The organism is Streptomyces sp. NPDC101110 (assembly GCF_044759525.1).
GTDB lineage: Bacteria > Actinomycetota > Actinomycetes > Streptomycetales > Streptomycetaceae > Streptomyces.
On the sequence record NZ_JBIVZM010000002.1, the window covers coordinates 237,777 to 253,770 of the forward strand.

The 15,994-nt window shown below is 73.1% G+C and carries 15 protein-coding genes; 5 read left to right on the forward strand and 10 right to left on the reverse strand.

Annotated elements, in window-relative coordinates; translation table 11 throughout:
* Positions 1-30 precede the first annotated feature (30 nt).
* The 3 genes from ACIQU3_RS04475 (at position 31) to ACIQU3_RS04485 (ending at position 3,168) form a co-directional block, all read left to right on the forward strand.
* The gene (locus tag ACIQU3_RS04475; RefSeq protein ID WP_403727756.1) at positions 31-1,797 is read left to right on the forward strand and encodes a glycoside hydrolase family 35 protein; all 1,767 of its coding nucleotides are present in this window, start codon (positions 31-33) and stop codon (positions 1,795-1,797) included.
* 88 nt (positions 1,798-1,885) lie between these two features.
* The gene (locus tag ACIQU3_RS04480; protein WP_403727754.1) at positions 1,886-2,011 is read left to right on the forward strand and encodes a hypothetical protein; all 126 of its coding nucleotides are present in this window, start codon (positions 1,886-1,888) and stop codon (positions 2,009-2,011) included.
* Between the two features lie 86 nt (positions 2,012-2,097).
* Positions 2,098-3,168: a LacI family DNA-binding transcriptional regulator gene (locus ACIQU3_RS04485; protein WP_403727752.1), complete on the forward strand. Its 1,071-nt coding sequence runs from the start codon at positions 2,098-2,100 to the stop codon at positions 3,166-3,168.
* A 149-nt stretch (positions 3,169-3,317) separates the two neighbouring features.
* Here ACIQU3_RS04485 and ACIQU3_RS04490 read toward each other — a convergent pair whose 3' ends face one another.
* Together ACIQU3_RS04490 and ACIQU3_RS04495 are read right to left on the reverse strand one after the other, a co-directional pair.
* A complete protein-coding gene (locus ACIQU3_RS04490; RefSeq protein WP_403923311.1) occupies positions 3,318-5,285 on the reverse strand; it encodes a heavy metal translocating P-type ATPase in 1,968 nt (655 codons plus the stop codon).
* A gap of 255 nt (positions 5,286-5,540) precedes the next feature.
* Positions 5,541-6,248 carry a helix-turn-helix transcriptional regulator gene (locus ACIQU3_RS04495; RefSeq protein ID WP_403923557.1) on the reverse strand — a complete coding sequence of 236 codons (708 nt, stop codon included), beginning with the start codon at positions 6,246-6,248 and terminating at the stop codon, positions 5,541-5,543.
* An 84-nt stretch (positions 6,249-6,332) separates the two neighbouring features.
* Here ACIQU3_RS04495 and ACIQU3_RS04500 point away from each other — a divergent pair, with 84 nt between their 5' ends.
* Positions 6,333-6,767: a hypothetical protein gene (locus ACIQU3_RS04500; RefSeq protein ID WP_403727747.1), complete on the forward strand. Its 435-nt coding sequence runs from the start codon at positions 6,333-6,335 to the stop codon at positions 6,765-6,767.
* Positions 6,768-7,083: 316 nt separating this feature from the next.
* On the opposite strand, the gene ACIQU3_RS04505 is transcribed toward ACIQU3_RS04500, so the two are convergent.
* Genes ACIQU3_RS04505 through ACIQU3_RS04515 form a run of 3 tightly spaced genes read right to left on the reverse strand, consistent with a single transcriptional unit; the run spans position 7,084 to position 10,207 of the window.
* On the reverse strand, positions 7,084-8,523 hold the full coding sequence (locus tag ACIQU3_RS04505; protein WP_403923313.1) for an NAD-dependent succinate-semialdehyde dehydrogenase: 1,440 nt from the start codon (positions 8,521-8,523) through the stop codon (positions 7,084-7,086).
* On the reverse strand, positions 8,520-8,942 hold the full coding sequence (locus ACIQU3_RS04510; RefSeq protein WP_403727743.1) for a hypothetical protein: 423 nt from the start codon (positions 8,940-8,942) through the stop codon (positions 8,520-8,522). Before ACIQU3_RS04510 ends, ACIQU3_RS04505 begins: the two co-directional genes overlap by 4 nt.
* Positions 8,939-10,207: an aspartate aminotransferase family protein gene (locus ACIQU3_RS04515; RefSeq protein ID WP_403727740.1), complete on the reverse strand. Its 1,269-nt coding sequence runs from the start codon at positions 10,205-10,207 to the stop codon at positions 8,939-8,941. Before ACIQU3_RS04515 ends, ACIQU3_RS04510 begins: the two co-directional genes overlap by 4 nt.
* A gap of 227 nt (positions 10,208-10,434) precedes the next feature.
* Between ACIQU3_RS04515 and ACIQU3_RS04520 the strand changes: the two genes are divergently transcribed.
* Complete coding sequence (locus ACIQU3_RS04520) at positions 10,435-12,084, forward strand: PucR family transcriptional regulator (RefSeq protein ID WP_403923315.1); 1,650 nt, start codon at positions 10,435-10,437, stop codon at positions 12,082-12,084.
* 28 nt (positions 12,085-12,112) lie between these two features.
* On the opposite strand, the gene paaE is transcribed toward ACIQU3_RS04520, so the two are convergent.
* Genes paaE through paaA form a run of 5 tightly spaced genes read right to left on the reverse strand, consistent with a single transcriptional unit; the run spans position 12,113 to position 15,851 of the window.
* A complete protein-coding gene (gene paaE / locus ACIQU3_RS04525; protein ID WP_403923317.1) occupies positions 12,113-13,228 on the reverse strand; it encodes a 1,2-phenylacetyl-CoA epoxidase subunit PaaE in 1,116 nt (371 codons plus the stop codon).
* The gene (paaD, locus tag ACIQU3_RS04530) at positions 13,228-13,743 is read right to left on the reverse strand and encodes a 1,2-phenylacetyl-CoA epoxidase subunit PaaD (RefSeq protein WP_403727734.1); all 516 of its coding nucleotides are present in this window, start codon (positions 13,741-13,743) and stop codon (positions 13,228-13,230) included. The genes paaE and paaD overlap by 1 nt, the downstream gene beginning before the upstream one ends.
* A complete protein-coding gene (gene paaC, locus ACIQU3_RS04535) occupies positions 13,737-14,564 on the reverse strand; it encodes a 1,2-phenylacetyl-CoA epoxidase subunit PaaC (RefSeq protein ID WP_403923319.1) in 828 nt (275 codons plus the stop codon). Before paaC ends, paaD begins: the two co-directional genes overlap by 7 nt.
* A gap of 10 nt (positions 14,565-14,574) precedes the next feature.
* Complete coding sequence (paaB, locus tag ACIQU3_RS04540) at positions 14,575-14,868, reverse strand: 1,2-phenylacetyl-CoA epoxidase subunit PaaB (RefSeq protein ID WP_030844556.1); 294 nt, start codon at positions 14,866-14,868, stop codon at positions 14,575-14,577.
* Positions 14,865-15,851 carry a 1,2-phenylacetyl-CoA epoxidase subunit PaaA gene (gene paaA / locus ACIQU3_RS04545; RefSeq protein ID WP_403727729.1) on the reverse strand — a complete coding sequence of 329 codons (987 nt, stop codon included), beginning with the start codon at positions 15,849-15,851 and terminating at the stop codon, positions 14,865-14,867. Before paaA ends, paaB begins: the two co-directional genes overlap by 4 nt.
* Positions 15,852-15,994 lie beyond the last annotated feature (143 nt).

A 15,994-nucleotide genomic window follows, 5' to 3' on the forward strand; every position in this document is an offset into this window, starting at 1 on the left:
TGCCTCTGCCTCCCGAAGGGAAGCCTCCGCATGCCCGCCCTGACGACCACGTCCGACGGATTCCTGCTGCACGGCGAGCCGTTCCGGATCATCTCCGGCGCGCTGCACTACTTCCGCGTCCACCCCGGGCTGTGGTCCGACCGACTGCGCAAGGCGCGCCTGATGGGCCTCAACGCGGTGGAGACGTACATCCCGTGGAACCGCCACCAGCCCGACCCCGGGGGCTCTCTCGTCCTCGACGGCCTCCTCGACCTGCCCCGGTTCCTCCGGCTCGCGCAGGAGCAGGGGCTGTTAGTGCTGCTGCGCCCGGGGCCGTTCATCTGCGCCGAGTGGGACGGCGGCGGCCTGCCCGACTGGCTGACCTTAGACCCGGACATCGGGCTGCGGACCAGCGATCCCCGCTTCACCGGGGCCGTCGACCGTTACCTCGACCTGCTGCTGCCCGCGCTCCGGCCGTACCTGGCGGCGGCGGGCGGTCCGGTCATCGCCGTGCAGGTCGAGAACGAGTACGGGGCCTACGGCGGCGACAGCGCCTATCTGAAGCACCTCGCCGGCGCGTTCCGCTTCCGCGGTGTCGAGGAGCTGCTGTTCACCTGCGACCAGGCCGATCCCGGGCACCTGGCGGCGGGGAGTCTGCCGGGCGTCCTCGCCGCCGGCACCTTCGGCGGCCGCGTCGAGCAGTCCCTGGCCCGGCTGCGCGAGCACCGGCCCGAAGGCCCGCTGTTCTGCGCGGAGTTCTGGATCGGCTGGTTCGACCACTGGGGCGGCCCCCACCACGTGCGGGACGCGGCCGACGCCGCGGCCGACCTGGACCGGCTGCTGTCCGCCGGGGCGTCCGTGAGCATCTACATGTTCCATGGCGGGACCAACTTCGGCTTCGGCAACGGCGCCAACCACAAGCACGCCTACACGCCCACCGTCACCTCCTACGACTACGACGCCGCGCTCACCGAGTGCGGCGACCCGGGCCCGAAGTACCACGCCTTCCGCGAGGTCATCGCCCGTCACGCCACCGTTCCCGAAGGGCCCGCACCCGCCCCGGGGCCCAAACTTACCCCCATGCGAGTCGAGTTGGACGGCCGGGCGTCCCTGCTGCCGTTCGCCGCCTCGCTTCCCGGGGCCGTGCGCGCCGACGTGCCCGTGACCATGGACGAACTCGGGCAGCGCACCGGCTACGCGCTCTACCGCACCGCCCTCCCGGCCGACGGCGACGGCCTGCTGCACTTCTCCGGCGGGGTCGGCGACCGCGCCCAGGTCTTCGTCGACGGCGCACCCGTCGGCGTGCTGGAGCGTGAACGCCACGACGAGACACTGAGCGTGCGCGTACCGCGTCCCGGCGCGACGCTGGAGGTGCTCGTCGAGAACATGGGCGGCGTCAACTACGGTCCCCGTATCGGCGCGCCCAAGGGACTGCTGGGTCCTGTTTCCCTCGACGGAGCGGTCCTCACGGGCTGGGAGTGCCGCCCGCTGCCCTTGGACGACATGGACACGGTGCCGTTCGCACCGGCCGGTGAGGCGCCGGTCGCCGTGCCCGCCTTCCACCGCGGCACCTTCGAGGTCGACACCCCCGCCGACGCCTTCCTCTCGCTGCCGGGCTGGTCGAAGGGCCAGGCCTGGGTCAACGGCTTCCATCTGGGCCGCTACTGGAATCGCGGCCCGCAGCGCACGCTGTACGTTCCCGCGCCGGTGCTGCGCCCGGGCACCAACGAACTGGTCCTGCTGGAGCTGCACGGCGCCACCGCCGCCCAGGCCCTGCTCACCGACGCCCCCGACCTCGGGCCGGAGAACACCTGGTGAGACATCACCTGCGGGTTCCCCCGCCCGCCGCCCCGCCCTGGGCCGGCTGCCGGCCGGGGCGCTGCGCACGCGGGGACTGCGGCTGAAGGTGCTGCCGCTGTCCCCCGACGCACCCGTGTATGTGCCCGGACAGCCGGGTGACGGCCTGCGGGCGGCCCGGGTGCTGGACGCGGCCCGGGTGGTCACGCGCCGCTGGAGGGTCCGGGCCGGCTGAGGAGCTCACGGGCGGTGCCCTGTCTATGCTGTGCTCCTGCCGGGCGGGTTCAGGCCGCCGCACCCGACACCGAGGAATCATCCGCCATGACACCGAGCGCCGGCGACGGCCCGGCCCCCAGGGGCCGCAGCCGGCGCAACTTCGCGGGGACGCGGCCGGTGATGGCCGATGTAGCCCGGATGGCCGGGGTTTCCAAGCAGACCGTCTCGCGGGTGCTCAACGACCATCCGGCCGTCCGTGCACAGACGCGTGAGGCGGTCCTGGCGGCCATGCACACCCTCGGCTACCGGCCCAGCCGCAGCGCACGGTCCCTGGCCAGCGGCCGGACCCGGATGCTCGGCGTCATCTCCTTCGACGCCGCCCGGTACGGGCCCGCCTCGATCCTCACCGCGATCAACAGGGCTGCCCTGGAGGCCGGTTACCTCGTCAGCTCCATCGCCCTGGAGACGGCCGACCACGACACCGTCGTCGAGGCCGTGAACCGGCTGTCGGCCGAGGGCGCGGACGGGGTGCTCGCCATCGCGCCCCAGCTGTGGGTGGGCCGGACCCTGGCGGAGGCGACCGGCCTGGGCACGCCCCTGGTCGTCCTGGAGAACGCCCTGGACGACGAAACGGCCCTGGTCACCGGTGATTCCCGCACCGGCGCCCGCAAGGCCACCGAGTATCTCCTCGGTCTCGGGCACACCACGGTGTGGCACATCGCGGGCCCGACGGGCTGGACCTCCGCCGACCACCGGCTGACGGGCTGGCAGTCGACGCTGCGGGCCGCCGGTGCCGCCGTTCCGGACCCCCTCGTCGGGGACTGGAGCGCCGACTCCGGCTACGACCTCGGCCGCCGGCTGGCCCGGCGCCCGGAGGTGACGGCGGTGTTCGCCTCCAACGACCAGATGGCGCTCGGCCTGCTGCACGCGCTGCACGAGGGCGGGCGGTCCGTCCCGGGGGACATCAGCGTCGTGGGCTACGACGACATCCCCGAGGCCGCGCACTTCCTGCCGCCGCTGACCACCGTCCGCACCGACTTCGCGGAGATCGGCACCCGTGCGCTGCGGCTCCTCGTCGACCGCATCGACGGCCCGGGCGAGCGGCCCCGCGCCGACACCCTGGTGCCGGTGGACCTGGTGGTGCGGGCGAGCAGCGCTGCGCCTGCGGCTCGCTGAGCGGCGCTCGCCAGCCGACCTCCCCTGCCACGGCCCCGGCCCGCCGACCGGCGTTGTCAGCCGTACGCCCGGGCCACGGCCCCTCCACCCCGACCGGCGTTGTCAGCCGTCTGCCCGGGCCACGGTCCCGGTGCGCCGGCCGGTGTTCGTCAGCCCTCTCCCCCCGCCATGGCCCGCTGCCAGGCAGCTTCCCGCAACAGCCGCAGCCCGTTCAGGCCGACCAGGACCGTGGAGCCCTCGTGGCCCGCGACGCCCAGCGGCAGCGGCAGGTCACCGGCCAGGTCCCAGACGACGAGACCGGCGATGAATACCCCGGCGATCACGAGGTTCTGCACGACCAGCCTGCGGGCGCGGCGGGACAGGGCGACGGTGGCGGGGACGGCGGCGAGTTCGTCGCGCACGATGACGGCGTCCGCGGTCTCCAGGGCCAGGTCGGAGCCGGCCCGCCCCATGGCGACGCCGGTGTGCGCGGCGGCCAGGGCGGGTGCGTCGTTGACGCCGTCCCCGACGACCAGCACCTTGCGGCCCGTGCTCTCCATCTCCTGGACGGCCGTCAGTTTGTCCTGCGGCAGCAGACCGGCGCGCACGTCGTCGATGCCTGCCTCGGCGGCGAGGCGCGCGGCGGCGCGGGGGTTGTCGCCGGTGAGGAGCACGGGGGCGGTGCCGGTGAGTCGGGTGAGGGAGGCGACCGTGGCGGTGGCGTCCGGACGCAGCCGGTCGGCGACGCCGAGCAGTCCTGCGGGGGTGCCGTCGACCACGACCAGGACGGCGGTGCGGCCGGATTCCTCCAGTTCCACGGCGGTGCCGACGGTGTCGTCCGCGAGCCGGGCGGGCGCGCCGACCGCGACCTTACGGCCGCCGACGACGGCGGTGACCCCCACACCGGGCGCGGAGGTGAAGTCCCGCGCGTCGGGCAAGTGGAGACCGCGTTCGCGGGCCGCGTCCACGACCGCCCGGGCCAGCGGATGCTCACTGGGCCGTTCGGCGGCCGCCGCCAGTGTCAGCAACTCCTCCTCGTCCAGGCCGGATCCGGGCAGCGGCCGGACGTCGGTGACCCGGGGTCCGCCCTCGGTGAGGGTGCCGGTCTTGTCCAGGGCGACCGCGTCCACCTGGCCGAGCCGTTCCATCACCACGGCCGACTTCACCAACACGCCGTGACGTCCGGCGTTGGCGATGGCCGACAGCAGGGGCGGCATGGTGGCCAGCACCACCGCGCACGGCGAGGCCACGATCATGAAGGTCATGGCGCGCAACAGTGAGTCGGTCAGCTGCGCCCCGAAGGCGAGCGGCACCAGGAAGACGGCCAGGGTCGCGGCCACCATGCCCAGCGAGTAGCGCTGTTCGACCTTCTCGATGAACAGTTGCGTGGGCGCCTTGGTCTCGGACGCCTCCTGCACCATGCGCACGATCCGGGCGATCACCGAGTCGGACGCGTCCCGTTCTACCCGGATCCGCAGCGCGCCGGTGCCGTTGAGGGTGCCCGCGAAGACCTCGTCGCCCCGCCCCTTCGGCACGGGCAGCGGCTCACCGGTGATGGTCGCCTGATCCACCTCGCTCGCCCCGTCCAGCACACGACCGTCGGCTCCGACTCGCTCGCCGGGCCGTACGAGTACGGTGTCCCCGACCTCCAAGTCCTCGACCGGCACGGCCTGTTCCCCACCTGCCGGGCCCAGCCGGGTGGCGGTGGCGGGGGCCAGGCCGAGCAGGCCGCGGACGGAGTCGGCGGTGCGGGCCGCGGCCAGGGCCTCCAGGGCACCCGAGACGGCGAAGATGACGATGAGCAGGGCGCCGTCCATGACCTGCCCGATCGCTGCCGCGCCCAGTGCGGCGACGACCATCAACAGGTCCACGTCGAGGGTGCGGTCCTTCAGCGCCTTGAGCCCCTCCCACCCCGGCTCCCACCCGCCGGTGGCGTACGACAGGGCGTACAGGGTGCCCCAGGTCCAGGCGGGGGCGCCGGTCAACTGCACGGGCAGCGCGAGCAGGAAGAGCACGGTGGCCGCGGCGGCCCAGCGCGCCTCGGGGAGCGCGAGGACACGGGTGCGCCGCCGGGCCACCTCTCCGGTGCGTGCGGGCTTCGCCCGTTCGACCGGCTGAGGCGCGAGCGTGGAGGTCATCAGGGGTCCTTCTGGCGGGGTCGCGTGGCTACCTCACCATACAGGAACACATGAAGACTCATTCATACCTTCATGTGAGCAATGCAGCGATCCTGATACCCGGCCGCCGGAAGGCCTCGCGGGCCGGGGAGGTGGCGGCCCCGAAGGCGGCGATGCGGTTGTCGCCAAGGTGAATCCCGATGCGGCCGCAGATCCCCTCGCGGGCCCGCCCCCACCCCCCTGCTGGTCAGGGGCCACGAGTGGCGGGTGGTGCCGTCAGGACGGGCGCCCGCCGGTGGACGGTGAGGGATCCGGCTCCAGACGGACACAGCAGTGACCGGGGCTGGGCGCCAGGCGTGCCCGGAGGCCGCTTTCGGCGAGCCCGTCCAGCAGACCGCGGAGCAGGTGGAGGTTCATGCCGCACACCGTCTGGGTGTGCTCGCGGGCAAGCGCATGGAAAGGACAGTTTCCCAGGACGATGGCCTCACCGTCGGATCGGGGTTCGAAGCCTTGCTCTTCGAGCACGGCGAACACCTCTGCCGCCCGGCCCGGTCCGGCGAGTCGGGCTCCCAGCCCGTAGGCCTTTCGATGCAGAACCGAACGAACCGGTTCACCTGTGGATTCCGACTCCTCCAACGCCTGGGCCAGCAGACGTCCGGCCAGCTCGTAATGCCGCTCCGGGAGGCTGACCGTGACCTCTTGGGCGGACCGCCGGTAGAGCTTCGCAGGGCGGCCGGCTCCGGGTCCGGTACGGCCGCTGCGCCGTTCGTACACGACGTCGAGCAGCGCTTCGCCGGCCAGCCGGTCCAGATGGAAGGCCGCCGTCTGCCGGGCGAGACCGAGGGCCTCGGCCGCTTCGTCGCGGCTGACCGGTTCCGGCTGGCGCACGACGTGGTCGTAGAGCCTCCTGCGAGTCGGCTCGTCGAGTGCGGCGACGGCGGAGACGCCGGGGCGGGCTACTTCCTTCGAGGAATCCACGAACACCAGTGTAAAACCCACAGCGATTGACTAAAGAAGGCTTCCGCGCTTCTATCGTTAATGAGAGTTGTCGATAGAAGGAAGGGCGTCATGTCGTCCGCAACCACAACCACCACATCCGCCGCCTCCCGGCGGCCCGCGCTCAGCGATCCCGGCTACCAGGCGTTCGTCATCCTGCGCGTCGGGTTCACCGTGGCGCCGATCCTGTTCGGGCTGGACAAGTTCGCCAACCTGCTCGTGGACTGGCCCACCTACCTCGCGCCGTGGATCGACGACATCGTTCCGGGGAGCGCCCAGGCGGCCATGTACGCAGTCGGAGTGATCGAGATCGTTGCGGGCCTCGTCGTCGCGCTCGCTCCGCGCTTCGGCGGTTGGCTGGTGGCCGGATGGCTCGCCGGGATCATCGTCAATCTGCTGACCATCCCCGATTACTACGACGTCGCGCTGCGCGACTTCGGCCTGCTGCTCGGCGCGGTGGCCCTCGCCCGGCTCGCCCGGCAGTACGACAGGCGGCGGTCTGACTGACGGAAGGCAGCAGCGACGGGAGGTGACGAGGCGGGTGGGCCCCTTCATCGGCCCACCCGCCGGTGTGAACGAGGTCAGTGTGCCGTCCGCGGACGGACCGGGCGGCAAGCGGAGGGGATCAGCCCGAGCGACGCGCGGGGAGAAGCTGGGGAGCGTGAACCTGGATGGGCCGGCCGCCGTAGCGGTCCGGCTGGAGGGCCCGAACCGGGAGCGACTCGCCAGTGGCCGGTTGGCCCCGACGAGGGGACCGAGCAACCGACGGCGCCCCGAGCAGGAACGGCCGGAGCGCCGCGACCGCCTCGTCGCCGCGCAGACGTCACCGCACGGGCACCGCGAGGTACTGGTACTCCAGGAACTCGTCGATCCCGACCCGGCCGCCCTCTCGCCCGAGCCCGGACTGCTTGACCCCGCCGAACGGAGCCGCCGGGTTGGAGACCAGGCCCGTGTTCAGGCCGACCATGCCGACCTCCAGGCCCTCGCTGACGCGCAGCCCGCGGTCCAGCCCCTGGGTGAAGACGTAACCGACCAGGCCCCAGGGCGTGTCGTTGGCACGGCGCAGGACCTCGTCCTCGTCGTCGAAGGTGAGGATGGCGGCGACGGGGCCGAAGATCTCCGTGTCCATCAGACGGCTGCCGGGGTCGACACCGGCCAGCACGGTCGGCGGGTAGAAATGGCCCGGCCCCTCCGGCGTGCGGCCCCCGGCGAGCACCCGTGCGCCACGCTCCACCGCGTCGGCGACCAGCTCCGCGACCTTGGCGCGTCCGGCGGCGTCGATCAGCGGGCCGACGTCGACGCCGTCCCGGGTCCCGGGCCCGACCACGAGGGCGCCCATCCGCTCGGTGAGCCGCCGCCCGAACTCGTCGGCCACCGGCCGGTGCACGAAGAAGCGGTTCGCCGCCGTGCAGGCCTCCCCCATGTTCCGCATCTTGGCGATCATCGCCCCGTCCACGGCCACGTCCAGGTCGGCGTCGTCGAAGACGATGAAGGGCGCGTTCCCGCCCAGCTCCATCGAGGTGCGCACGACGGTGTCGGCGCACTGCGCGAGCAGCAGCCGGCCGACGGCGGTGGACCCGGTGAAGGAAAGCTTGCGGATCCTCCCGCCGCGCAGCAGCGGCTCGCACACGTCACCGGCACGGGAGGTGGTGACGACGTTCAGCACGCCGTCCGGCAGGCCCGCCTCCGTCAGGATCCCGGCGAGCGCCAGGCTGGACAGGGGGGTCTGCGGCGCGGGCTTGAGGATCATCGTGCAGCCCGCCGCGATCGCCGGGCCGATCTTGCGGGTGCCCATGGCCAGCGGGAAGTTCCACGGCGTGATCAGCAGGCAGGGCCCGACCGGGCGCCGGGAGAGCAGCATGCGGTTGCGGCCGTCGGGCAGGATGCCGCAGCCGCCGTCGACCCGGACGGCCTCCTCGGAGAACCAGCGGAAGAACTCGGCCGCGTACGCCACCTCTCCCCGGGCCTCGGCGAGCGGCTTGCCCATCTCGGACGTCATCAGCCGGGCGAGCTCGTCGGTGCGCTCCAGGATGAGCTCGTAGGCACGGCGCAGGATCTCGCTGCGGGCCCGGGGCGCGGTACGGGCCCAGGCGGCCTGGGCACCGACGGCGGCCTCCTCGGCCAGCCGGGCGTCCTTCGGGCCGGCGTCGGCGACGTGGCGGAGGATCCCGCCGGTCGCCGGATCGTCGACGGGCATGGTGGCACCGTCGGTGGCGTCCACCCACGCACCGCCGATGAACAACTGCGTCAGAACCTCGGTCATGTCGTCTCTCCTGGCTGATCGGCGGCGGGGTCGAGGAGTTCGGCGAGGTGCCGGGCGCGGACGCCCCGCTCGCCGGCGAGGTGGTCGATCTGAGTGGCGCAGCTGAAGCCGTCGGCGACGACGGGTCGTCCGTCGAGGCGGTCCAGGCGGGGCTTCAGAGCGAGGTCGGCGACGGCGACGGAGGTGTCGTTCTCGGGCAGGGGCGGTGCGGTCCAGCCCTTCTCGGCGAGGTCGGTCAGTGCCCCGGTGAAGGTCTGCACGCGGTCGGCCACGCGCCGGGCGGCCTCGGTGCCGAGGCAGTGGGACGCGTCCTGGGCGTAGGCGCCGGTGGCCCCCGGTCCGGTCTCCACCCGCAGACCGGGCGCGAGCTCGGCGATGCGGGCCGTCAGCCCCTCCAGGTCGCGGGTGGCGGTGGTCATCGGCCCGACGCTCCCGAGGTTCCGGTGTCGACGGCGTTCGCCCAGGCCCGGAGACCCTCGTCGACGCCGGTCTCGTCGATCACGAGCGCCGGGATCATGCGGACGACCTGGTTCCAGGCGCCGCACAGCAGCAGGAGCAGGCCCTCGTCGACGGCGGCCCGCTGGACGCGGGCGGCGGTCTCCGGATCGGGGCTGCCGTCCTCGGTGACGAACTCGCTGGCGAGCATGAGACCGAGGCCGCGGACGTCCCCGATGCCGGGGGTTCGGCCGGCCACAGCCTCCAGGCCCCGGCGGAGCCGCTTGCCCATGGCTTCGGCGTTCTCCACGAGCTTCTCGTCGCGTACGACGTCGAGTGTCGCGCAGGCGGCGGCGCAGGCGACGGCGTTGGCCCCGTAGGTGCCGCCCTGCGAACCGGGCCAGGCCTTCGTCATGAGTTCCCCGGAGGCGGCGATGCCGGACAGGGGGAAGCCGCTGGCGAGGCCCTTGGCGGTGACCAGGATGTCGGGGGTGACGCCGAAGTGGTCGTGGCCCCAGAAGCGGCCGGTGCGACCGACACCCGTCTGTACCTCGTCGAGGATCAGCAGGAAGCCGTGCCGGTCCGCCCGCTCCCGCAGGCCTTCGAGGAAGGCGCGGTTGGCGGGGACGTAGCCGCCCTCGCCGAGGACCGGCTCGACGATGATCGCCGCCGTGTCGGCGGGCGACGAGATCGTCTGGAGGGTGTAGTCGAGTTCCTCGAGCGCGAAGCGGGTGGCGGTCTCCTCGTCCCAGCCGTACCGGAAGGCCGTCGGGAACGGGGTGACGACCACGCCGCTCATCAGGGGCGAGAAGCCGGACCGGAAGCGGATGCCGGACGTGGTCATGGAGGCGGCGGCGACGGTACGGCCGTGGAAGCCGCCGTGGCAGACCAGGACGTTGGGCCGGCCGGTGGCCTGGCGGGCCAGGCGCAGAGCGGCCTCGACGGCCTCGCTGCCGGAGTTGGTGAAGAACAGGCTGTCCAGGCCGGGCGGCAGCACCTCGCCCAGCTTGTCGACGAGGCGGCGCAGCGGCTGGTGCATGACGGTCGTGTACTGGCCGTGGATCAGCGTGCCCACCTGCTCCTGCGCCGCCGCCACGACCTCGGGGTGGCAGTGCCCGGTGCTGGTGACGCCGATGCCGGCGGTGAAGTCGAGGTAACGGCGGCCGTCCTCACCGTAGAGGTGGACGCCCTCGCCCCGGGCCGCCACGACGGGGGTGGCCTGGCGAAGGTGCGGCGACAGTGCGGTCATGTGGTCTCCCGGCCGTACGTCGAGGTCTGGTTGCATGGCTCAGCTCCGGTTCCCGAGCATCCAGGCCGTCGCGAAACGGGACAACGCGTGATCTGTCCAGCCGGAGCCCGGTGTTCGGACGTTGTGTCAACCGCCGAACCCCCACCGCACCGCCCGCCCCGCGCGTGGACAGCTCTTGCGCAGGTCAGCCCCGCTTGTCACAGTGGCCGGGCACGCAGGGAGGCACCGTGAACGCTCACCCCCCGGCAGCCGGCCGTGAATTAGCCCCGGCCGGGCGCGCGCCGACCCTCGCCGACGTCCTCGCCCTGCCGGTCCTGGCCGCCGGGCTGCCCCAGGTCGTCACGGGGCTGGCGCAGCTGGACCGGCCGGTGCGCTGGGTGCACATCACCGAGCTGACGGACCCCGCCTCCTTCCTCAAGGGCGGGGAGCTGGTCCTGACCACGGGTATGCCCCTGCCCGAGGACGCCGCGGGTGTCCGCCGGTACGTCGAGGAGCTCACCGAGGTGGGGGCGGCCGCCCTGGTCATCGAGCTCGTACGGCGCTACCACCGGCCGCCCGACGCCCTCGTGCAGGCCTGCCGGGCCCGGCGGCTCCCCTTGGTCACCCTCGCCCGGGACGTCAACTTCCTGGAGGTCACGCAGGTCGTGCACGCGCTGATCCTCGGCAGCCAGGCGGAGGCGATGCGGCGGACCCAGCGGATCCACGAGGCGTTCACGGCCCTGACGTTGCGCGGGGCGGGTCCGGAGGACGTGCTGCGCGCGGCGGCGGAGATGAGCGGCCGGACGGTCGTGCTGGAGAACCTGGTGCACCAGGCGCTGATCTGCGAGCCCTCGGGGAGCACTCTGCGGGAGGCGCTCGGGGACTGGGAGCGGCGCTCCCGGGCGACCGGGCCCGGCGATCACACCGAGGTGGGCGGCCCGGAGGGCTGGCTCACCACGCCGGTCTCCTACCAGGGCGAACGCTGGGGACGGCTGGTCATGCTGCCTGCCGACGGGCCGCTCTTCGGGCCGGAGCACACCACCGTCCTGGAGCGGACCGCGATGGCCCTGACCGTGGCCCGGCTCATCCACGCCACGCCGTGGGAGCACACGGCCCACCGCAACGCCCTGCGGGAGCTGGCCGAGCAGCGCCACCACTCCCCCGAGGACGCCCGCGCCCGCTGTGCCGCGCTGGGCCTGCCCGGGGAGACCGCCGTGTTCCTGGCGGTCCTCGTGGGCCTGGGGCCCGGCGGGGAGGGTTCCGAGCGGGAGAGCCGGCTGCACCGGGAGCTGCGGTCGGCCGGTGTCCCGGCGCTGGTCGGCGAGCTGTCCCCCGGCCGCCTCGGTGTGCTGCTGGCGCTGCGCCACGCCCAGCCCTGGCGGCCGGTGGCCGAACGGCTGAGCCGCACGGCACTGGCCCTGGCGCCGGGAGCGATCGTCGGCGTCGGCTCGGAGGTGGCGGATCTCGCCGACGCCGCCCGCTCCTTCCGCGAGGCGGCCCGGGTCATGGAGGCCACGCCGCCCGGCGAGGCCCTGCCCGCGGGCCGTTCCTTCCACGAGCTGCCGGACGTCGACCTGCGCCGGCTGCTGTACGCGCTGCGCGAGGACACCAGGATCCAGGACTACACGGAACGCCGGCTGGGCCGGATCGTCGAGCACGACGACCGGCACGGCACCGAGCTGCTGACGACCCTGGGCCACTACCTCGACGCCGCCGGCAACAAGACCACGGCGGCCCGGCGCGGCGGTCTGTCGAGGGAGACCGTGTACCAGCGTCTGCGTACCGTCGAACGTCTCCTCGGCACCGACCTCGAATCCGGCGCCCACCGCACGGAACTCCACGTGGCGCTCACGGCGTTGCGAGTCCTGCGCACCGACCGGGGACCGCACCCGCCGTGACGCGGTTCGCGTCCCGTCCCCGGGGGGATCAGGTGTCGAAGTCGACCGTCAGCGTCTCGGACACCGGGAACGTCTGGCAGGTGAGGACGTAGCCGGCGTCGACCTCGGACGGTTCCAGGGCGAAGTTGCGGCGCATGTCGGCCTTGCCGTCGGTGATCTGGGCCCGGCAGGTGCCGCAGACCCCGCCCTTGCAGGCGAAGGGCAGGTCGGGGCGGGTCTGCTGGGCGCCTTCGAGGAGGGTGCGGTCGCGGGGCAGCGGGGCCGTGGTGGAGCGGCCGTCGAGGGTGACGGTGACCTGGCTGACCGGGCCGGAGGGGCCGGTCTCGGCGTGGCGGACCTCGCGTACGGGTTCGTCGTCGGCGTAGAACAGCTCCTGGTGGACGCGGTCGGCGGGGACGCCGAGGCCGGTGAGGACCTGCTGGGCGGCGCGGACCATGCCGTGCGGGCCGCACAGCCACCAGTGGTCGGCCGAGTCCACGTCGACCAGCGCGTCGACGAGGGCGGAGAGCCGCTCGGCGTCGAGCCGGCCGGAGAGCACCTCGGCCTCGCGGGGCTCGCGGGAGAGGACGTGGGCGAGCTGGAACCGCGTCGGGTAGAGGTCCTTCAGGTCGGCGAGTTCGTCGGCGAACATCACCGTGCCGGTGCGGCGGTTGCCGTAGAGGAGGGTGACGCGTGAGCGGGAGTCGGCGGCCAGGACGGACTCGGCGATGGAGACCATGGGGGTGATGCCGGAGCCGGCGGCGATCAGGACGTGGTGGCCGGGTGCGGTGAGATCGGGGGTGAAGGCGCCGGTGGGCGCCATGACCTCCACCGTGTCGCCGGGGCGGACGTCCCGCACCAGCCAGGAGGAGAACAGGCCGCCCGGCACCACCCGGACACCGATGCGCGGCGCCGTGCCGGCCGGGGCGCAGATCGAGTACGAGCGGCGCTCGTCCCGGCCCTCGACGTCGCGGCGCAGGGTGAGCGACTGGCCGGGCGCGAAGGCGAACTCCTCGGCCAGTTCGTCCGGGATGTCGAAACTCACGGCTGCCGCGTCCTCGCACAGCGGTTGCACGGCCGCGATCCGCAGCGGGTGGAAGACCGGACGTCGGCGGGCACGGGGGCGTGCCGCCGGGGCGGGGGCCGGCTCCATCAGGTCCTCCATCAGATCTCCTTGACGTACTCGAACGGCTCGCGGCAGGCGAGGCAGCGCCACAGGGACTTGCAGGACGTGGCGCCGAAGCGGGAGGTCTCCTCGGTGTCGGGGTGACCGCAGCGCGGGCAGGGCACCGAGCGGCGGGGCGGCGACAGCACGAGCGGGACCGGTCCGGCGGGGCGGGCGGGCGCGGCGCCGGGCGGGGCGATGCCGTGCTCGGCGAGCTTGCGCCTGCCCTCCGCCGTGATCCAGTCGCTGCTCCACGGCGGGTCGAGGACGGTGCGGATCTCCACGCGCGCGTATCCCGCCGCACGCAGCCGGGCGGCGACGCCCGCGCGCATCTCGGCCATCGCCGGGCAGCCCGAGTAGGTCGGGGTGAGGCTGGCGACCACCGTGCCGTCCGGGGCCAGGCTCACTTCGCGCAGGACACCGAGGTCGGCCAGGGTGAGCATGGGAAGTTCGGGGTCGGGCACCTGCTCGGCGATGCGCCGGGCCCGCCGCTCGTCCAGGAGTGCCGTCACCATGTCGCGTCCGGGTGGGCGCGGGCCACGCCTTGCAACTCGGCGAGCAGCGGGGCGAGATGCTCGGTGTGGTCCCCGGTGCGGCCCGAGCCGGGCAGCGGCCGGTAGACCGGCATGGGCAGCCCCGCCGCCTCGGTGACCTGGCGGAGGACCGCGACGACCTCGTCGCGGACGTCGTACGCCGTGAACAGCTCGCCCAGGTAGGGCGCCACCTGCTCCTGCGCCCTGCGCATCCGGCGGTGGGACTCCTCGGTGCCGTCGCCGAGGCGCACGGCCCACTCGGCCGCGTACTGGCGGTGGTAGGCCAGTTCCTTCACGCCCTTGGCCGCGATAGCCGCGAGCACCGGGTCACGGTGTGAGGTGAGCCGCTCGAAGTGCGCGAGGCGCCAGCTGCTGAACACCAGCAGCCGCACGATCGAGAACGCGAAGTCGCCGTTGGGCAGTTCGGCCAGGCGGACGTTGCGGAAGTCGCCGGCGTCGCGGAAGTAGGCGTAGGCGTCCTCGTCGCGGCCGGTGCCGTCGGCCTGGCCCGCGCGGGAGTAGAGCAGGCGGGCCTGCCCGAGCAGGTCGAGCCCGATGTTGGCGAGCGCCACCTCCTCCTCCAGCTCGGGGGCGCGGGTGGTCCACTCGGCGAGCCGCTGGGCGCAGACCAGGGCGTCGTCGGCCAGGGTGACACAGACGGCGGCGAGTTCGCCGGCGTCCAAGTCGTCGGGCACGGTGGTGTCGACGCCGTGCAGGGGGTCCTCGAAGCCGGTGCCGTAGGCCCAGCGGGTGTCGTCGTCGTGTCCCTCGGCGAGGGTCAGGTAGACGTGGTCGTCGCTCATGCCCTCTCCTTCAGATGTGGGGGACGTCTTCGGGGATGTCGTAGAAGGTCGGGTGGCGGTAGACCTTGTCGGCGCTGGGTTCGAAGAAGGGGTCCTTCTCGTCGCGGGTGGAGGCGGCGATGTGCTCCGAGCGCACGACCCAGATGGACACGCCCTCGTTGCGGCGGGTGTACAGGTCGCGGGCGTGGGTGAGGGCCATGCGGTCGTCGGCGGCGTGCAGCGATCCCACGTGGACGTGGTTCAGTCCGCGCTTGCCGCGCACGAACACCTCGTACAGCGGCCAGTCCTGCTTGTCGGCGGTCATGCCACCGCTCCCTTCCGCGTCCGGGACGCCTGCTTGGCGGCGTGGGCGGTGGCCGCCTCGCGCACCCAGGCGCCCTCCTCGTGGGCCGTGCGGCGCCGTTGCATCCGCTGGTCGTTGCACGGGCCGTCGCCCTTGATGACCCGCATCAGCTCGTCCCAGTCGGGCGTGCCGAAGTCGTGGTGTCCCCGCTCCTCGTTCCAGCGAAGCTCCGGGTCGGGGAGCGTCACGCCGAGCTTCTCGGCCTGCGGGACGGTCATGTCGACGAAGCGCCGGCGCAGTTCGTCGTTGCTGTGCCGCTTGATCTTCCAGGCCATGGACTGCGCGGAGTTGGGCGAGGCGTCGTCGGGCGGGCCGAACATCATCAGTGACGGCCACCACCAGCGGTTCACGGCGTCCTGCACCATCTCGCGCTGCTCCGGGGTGCCGCGCATCATCGTCATCAGCAGCTCGTAGCCCTGCCGCTGGTGGAACGACTCCTCCTTGCAGATCCGGACCATGGCGCGCGCGTACGGCCCGTAGGAGGAACGGCACAGCGGGACCTGGTTGCAGATCGCGGCGCCGTCCACGAACCAGCCGATCACGCCGACGTCGGCGAAGCTCAGCGTCGGGTAGTTGAAGATCGACGAGTACTTCTGGCGGCCCTCGATGAGCCGCTCGGTGAGGTCCGCGCGGTCGGCGCCCAGCGTCTCCGCCGCCGAGTACAGGTACAGCCCGTGCCCGGCCTCGTCCTGGACCTTGGCGAACAGAATGGCCTTGCGGCGCAGCGAGGGGGCGCGGGTGATCCACTCACCCTCGGGCTGCATGCCGATGATCTCCGAGTGCGCGTGCTGCGCGATCTGCCGGATCAGCGTCTTCCGGTAGCCCTCAGGCATCCAGTCGCGCGGCTCGATCCGCTGGTCCCGCGCGATCGTCGCGTCGAAGTGCTGCTGGAGATCCGGCTCGGCGCCGTCCGCCCCCGGGGGGCTGGAGTGTGTCGTGTCCATCCGTCCCACTTCCCAACCGACCATTCGTTCGGTACATCGTATGACAAGGCGCCGCGCCTTGGTAAGACCCCGGCCCTTGACAGGCGCCGAGGCGAGTTGATTACTTGGCGGCACCGAAGCTAACCGAATGTTCGGTCGGGCTA

Coding starts and splice junctions, on each gene's coding strand:
- paaD (WP_403727734.1), bottom strand. CDS start 13,743: ATGGTGACGGCACTCCTGGACGAGCGGCGGGCCCGGCGCATCGCCGAG.
- ACIQU3_RS04500 (WP_403727747.1), top strand. CDS start 6,333: ATGTCGTCCGCAACCACAACCACCACATCCGCCGCCTCCCGGCGGCCC.
- paaE (WP_403923317.1), bottom strand. CDS start 13,228: ATGGAGGACCTGATGGAGCCGGCCCCCGCCCCGGCGGCACGCCCCCGT.
- ACIQU3_RS04505 (WP_403923313.1), bottom strand. CDS start 8,523: ATGACCGAGGTTCTGACGCAGTTGTTCATCGGCGGTGCGTGGGTGGAC.
- ACIQU3_RS04490 (WP_403923311.1), bottom strand. CDS start 5,285: ATGACCTCCACGCTCGCGCCTCAGCCGGTCGAACGGGCGAAGCCCGCA.
- ACIQU3_RS04510 (WP_403727743.1), bottom strand. CDS start 8,942: ATGACCACCGCCACCCGCGACCTGGAGGGGCTGACGGCCCGCATCGCC.
- ACIQU3_RS04475 (WP_403727756.1), top strand. CDS start 31: ATGCCCGCCCTGACGACCACGTCCGACGGATTCCTGCTGCACGGCGAG.
- ACIQU3_RS04485 (WP_403727752.1), top strand. CDS start 2,098: ATGACACCGAGCGCCGGCGACGGCCCGGCCCCCAGGGGCCGCAGCCGG.
- ACIQU3_RS04515 (WP_403727740.1), bottom strand. CDS start 10,207: ATGACCGCACTGTCGCCGCACCTTCGCCAGGCCACCCCCGTCGTGGCG.
- paaB (WP_030844556.1), bottom strand. CDS start 14,868: ATGACCGCCGACAAGCAGGACTGGCCGCTGTACGAGGTGTTCGTGCGC.
- paaC (WP_403923319.1), bottom strand. CDS start 14,564: ATGAGCGACGACCACGTCTACCTGACCCTCGCCGAGGGACACGACGAC.
- paaA (WP_403727729.1), bottom strand. CDS start 15,851: ATGGACACGACACACTCCAGCCCCCCGGGGGCGGACGGCGCCGAGCCG.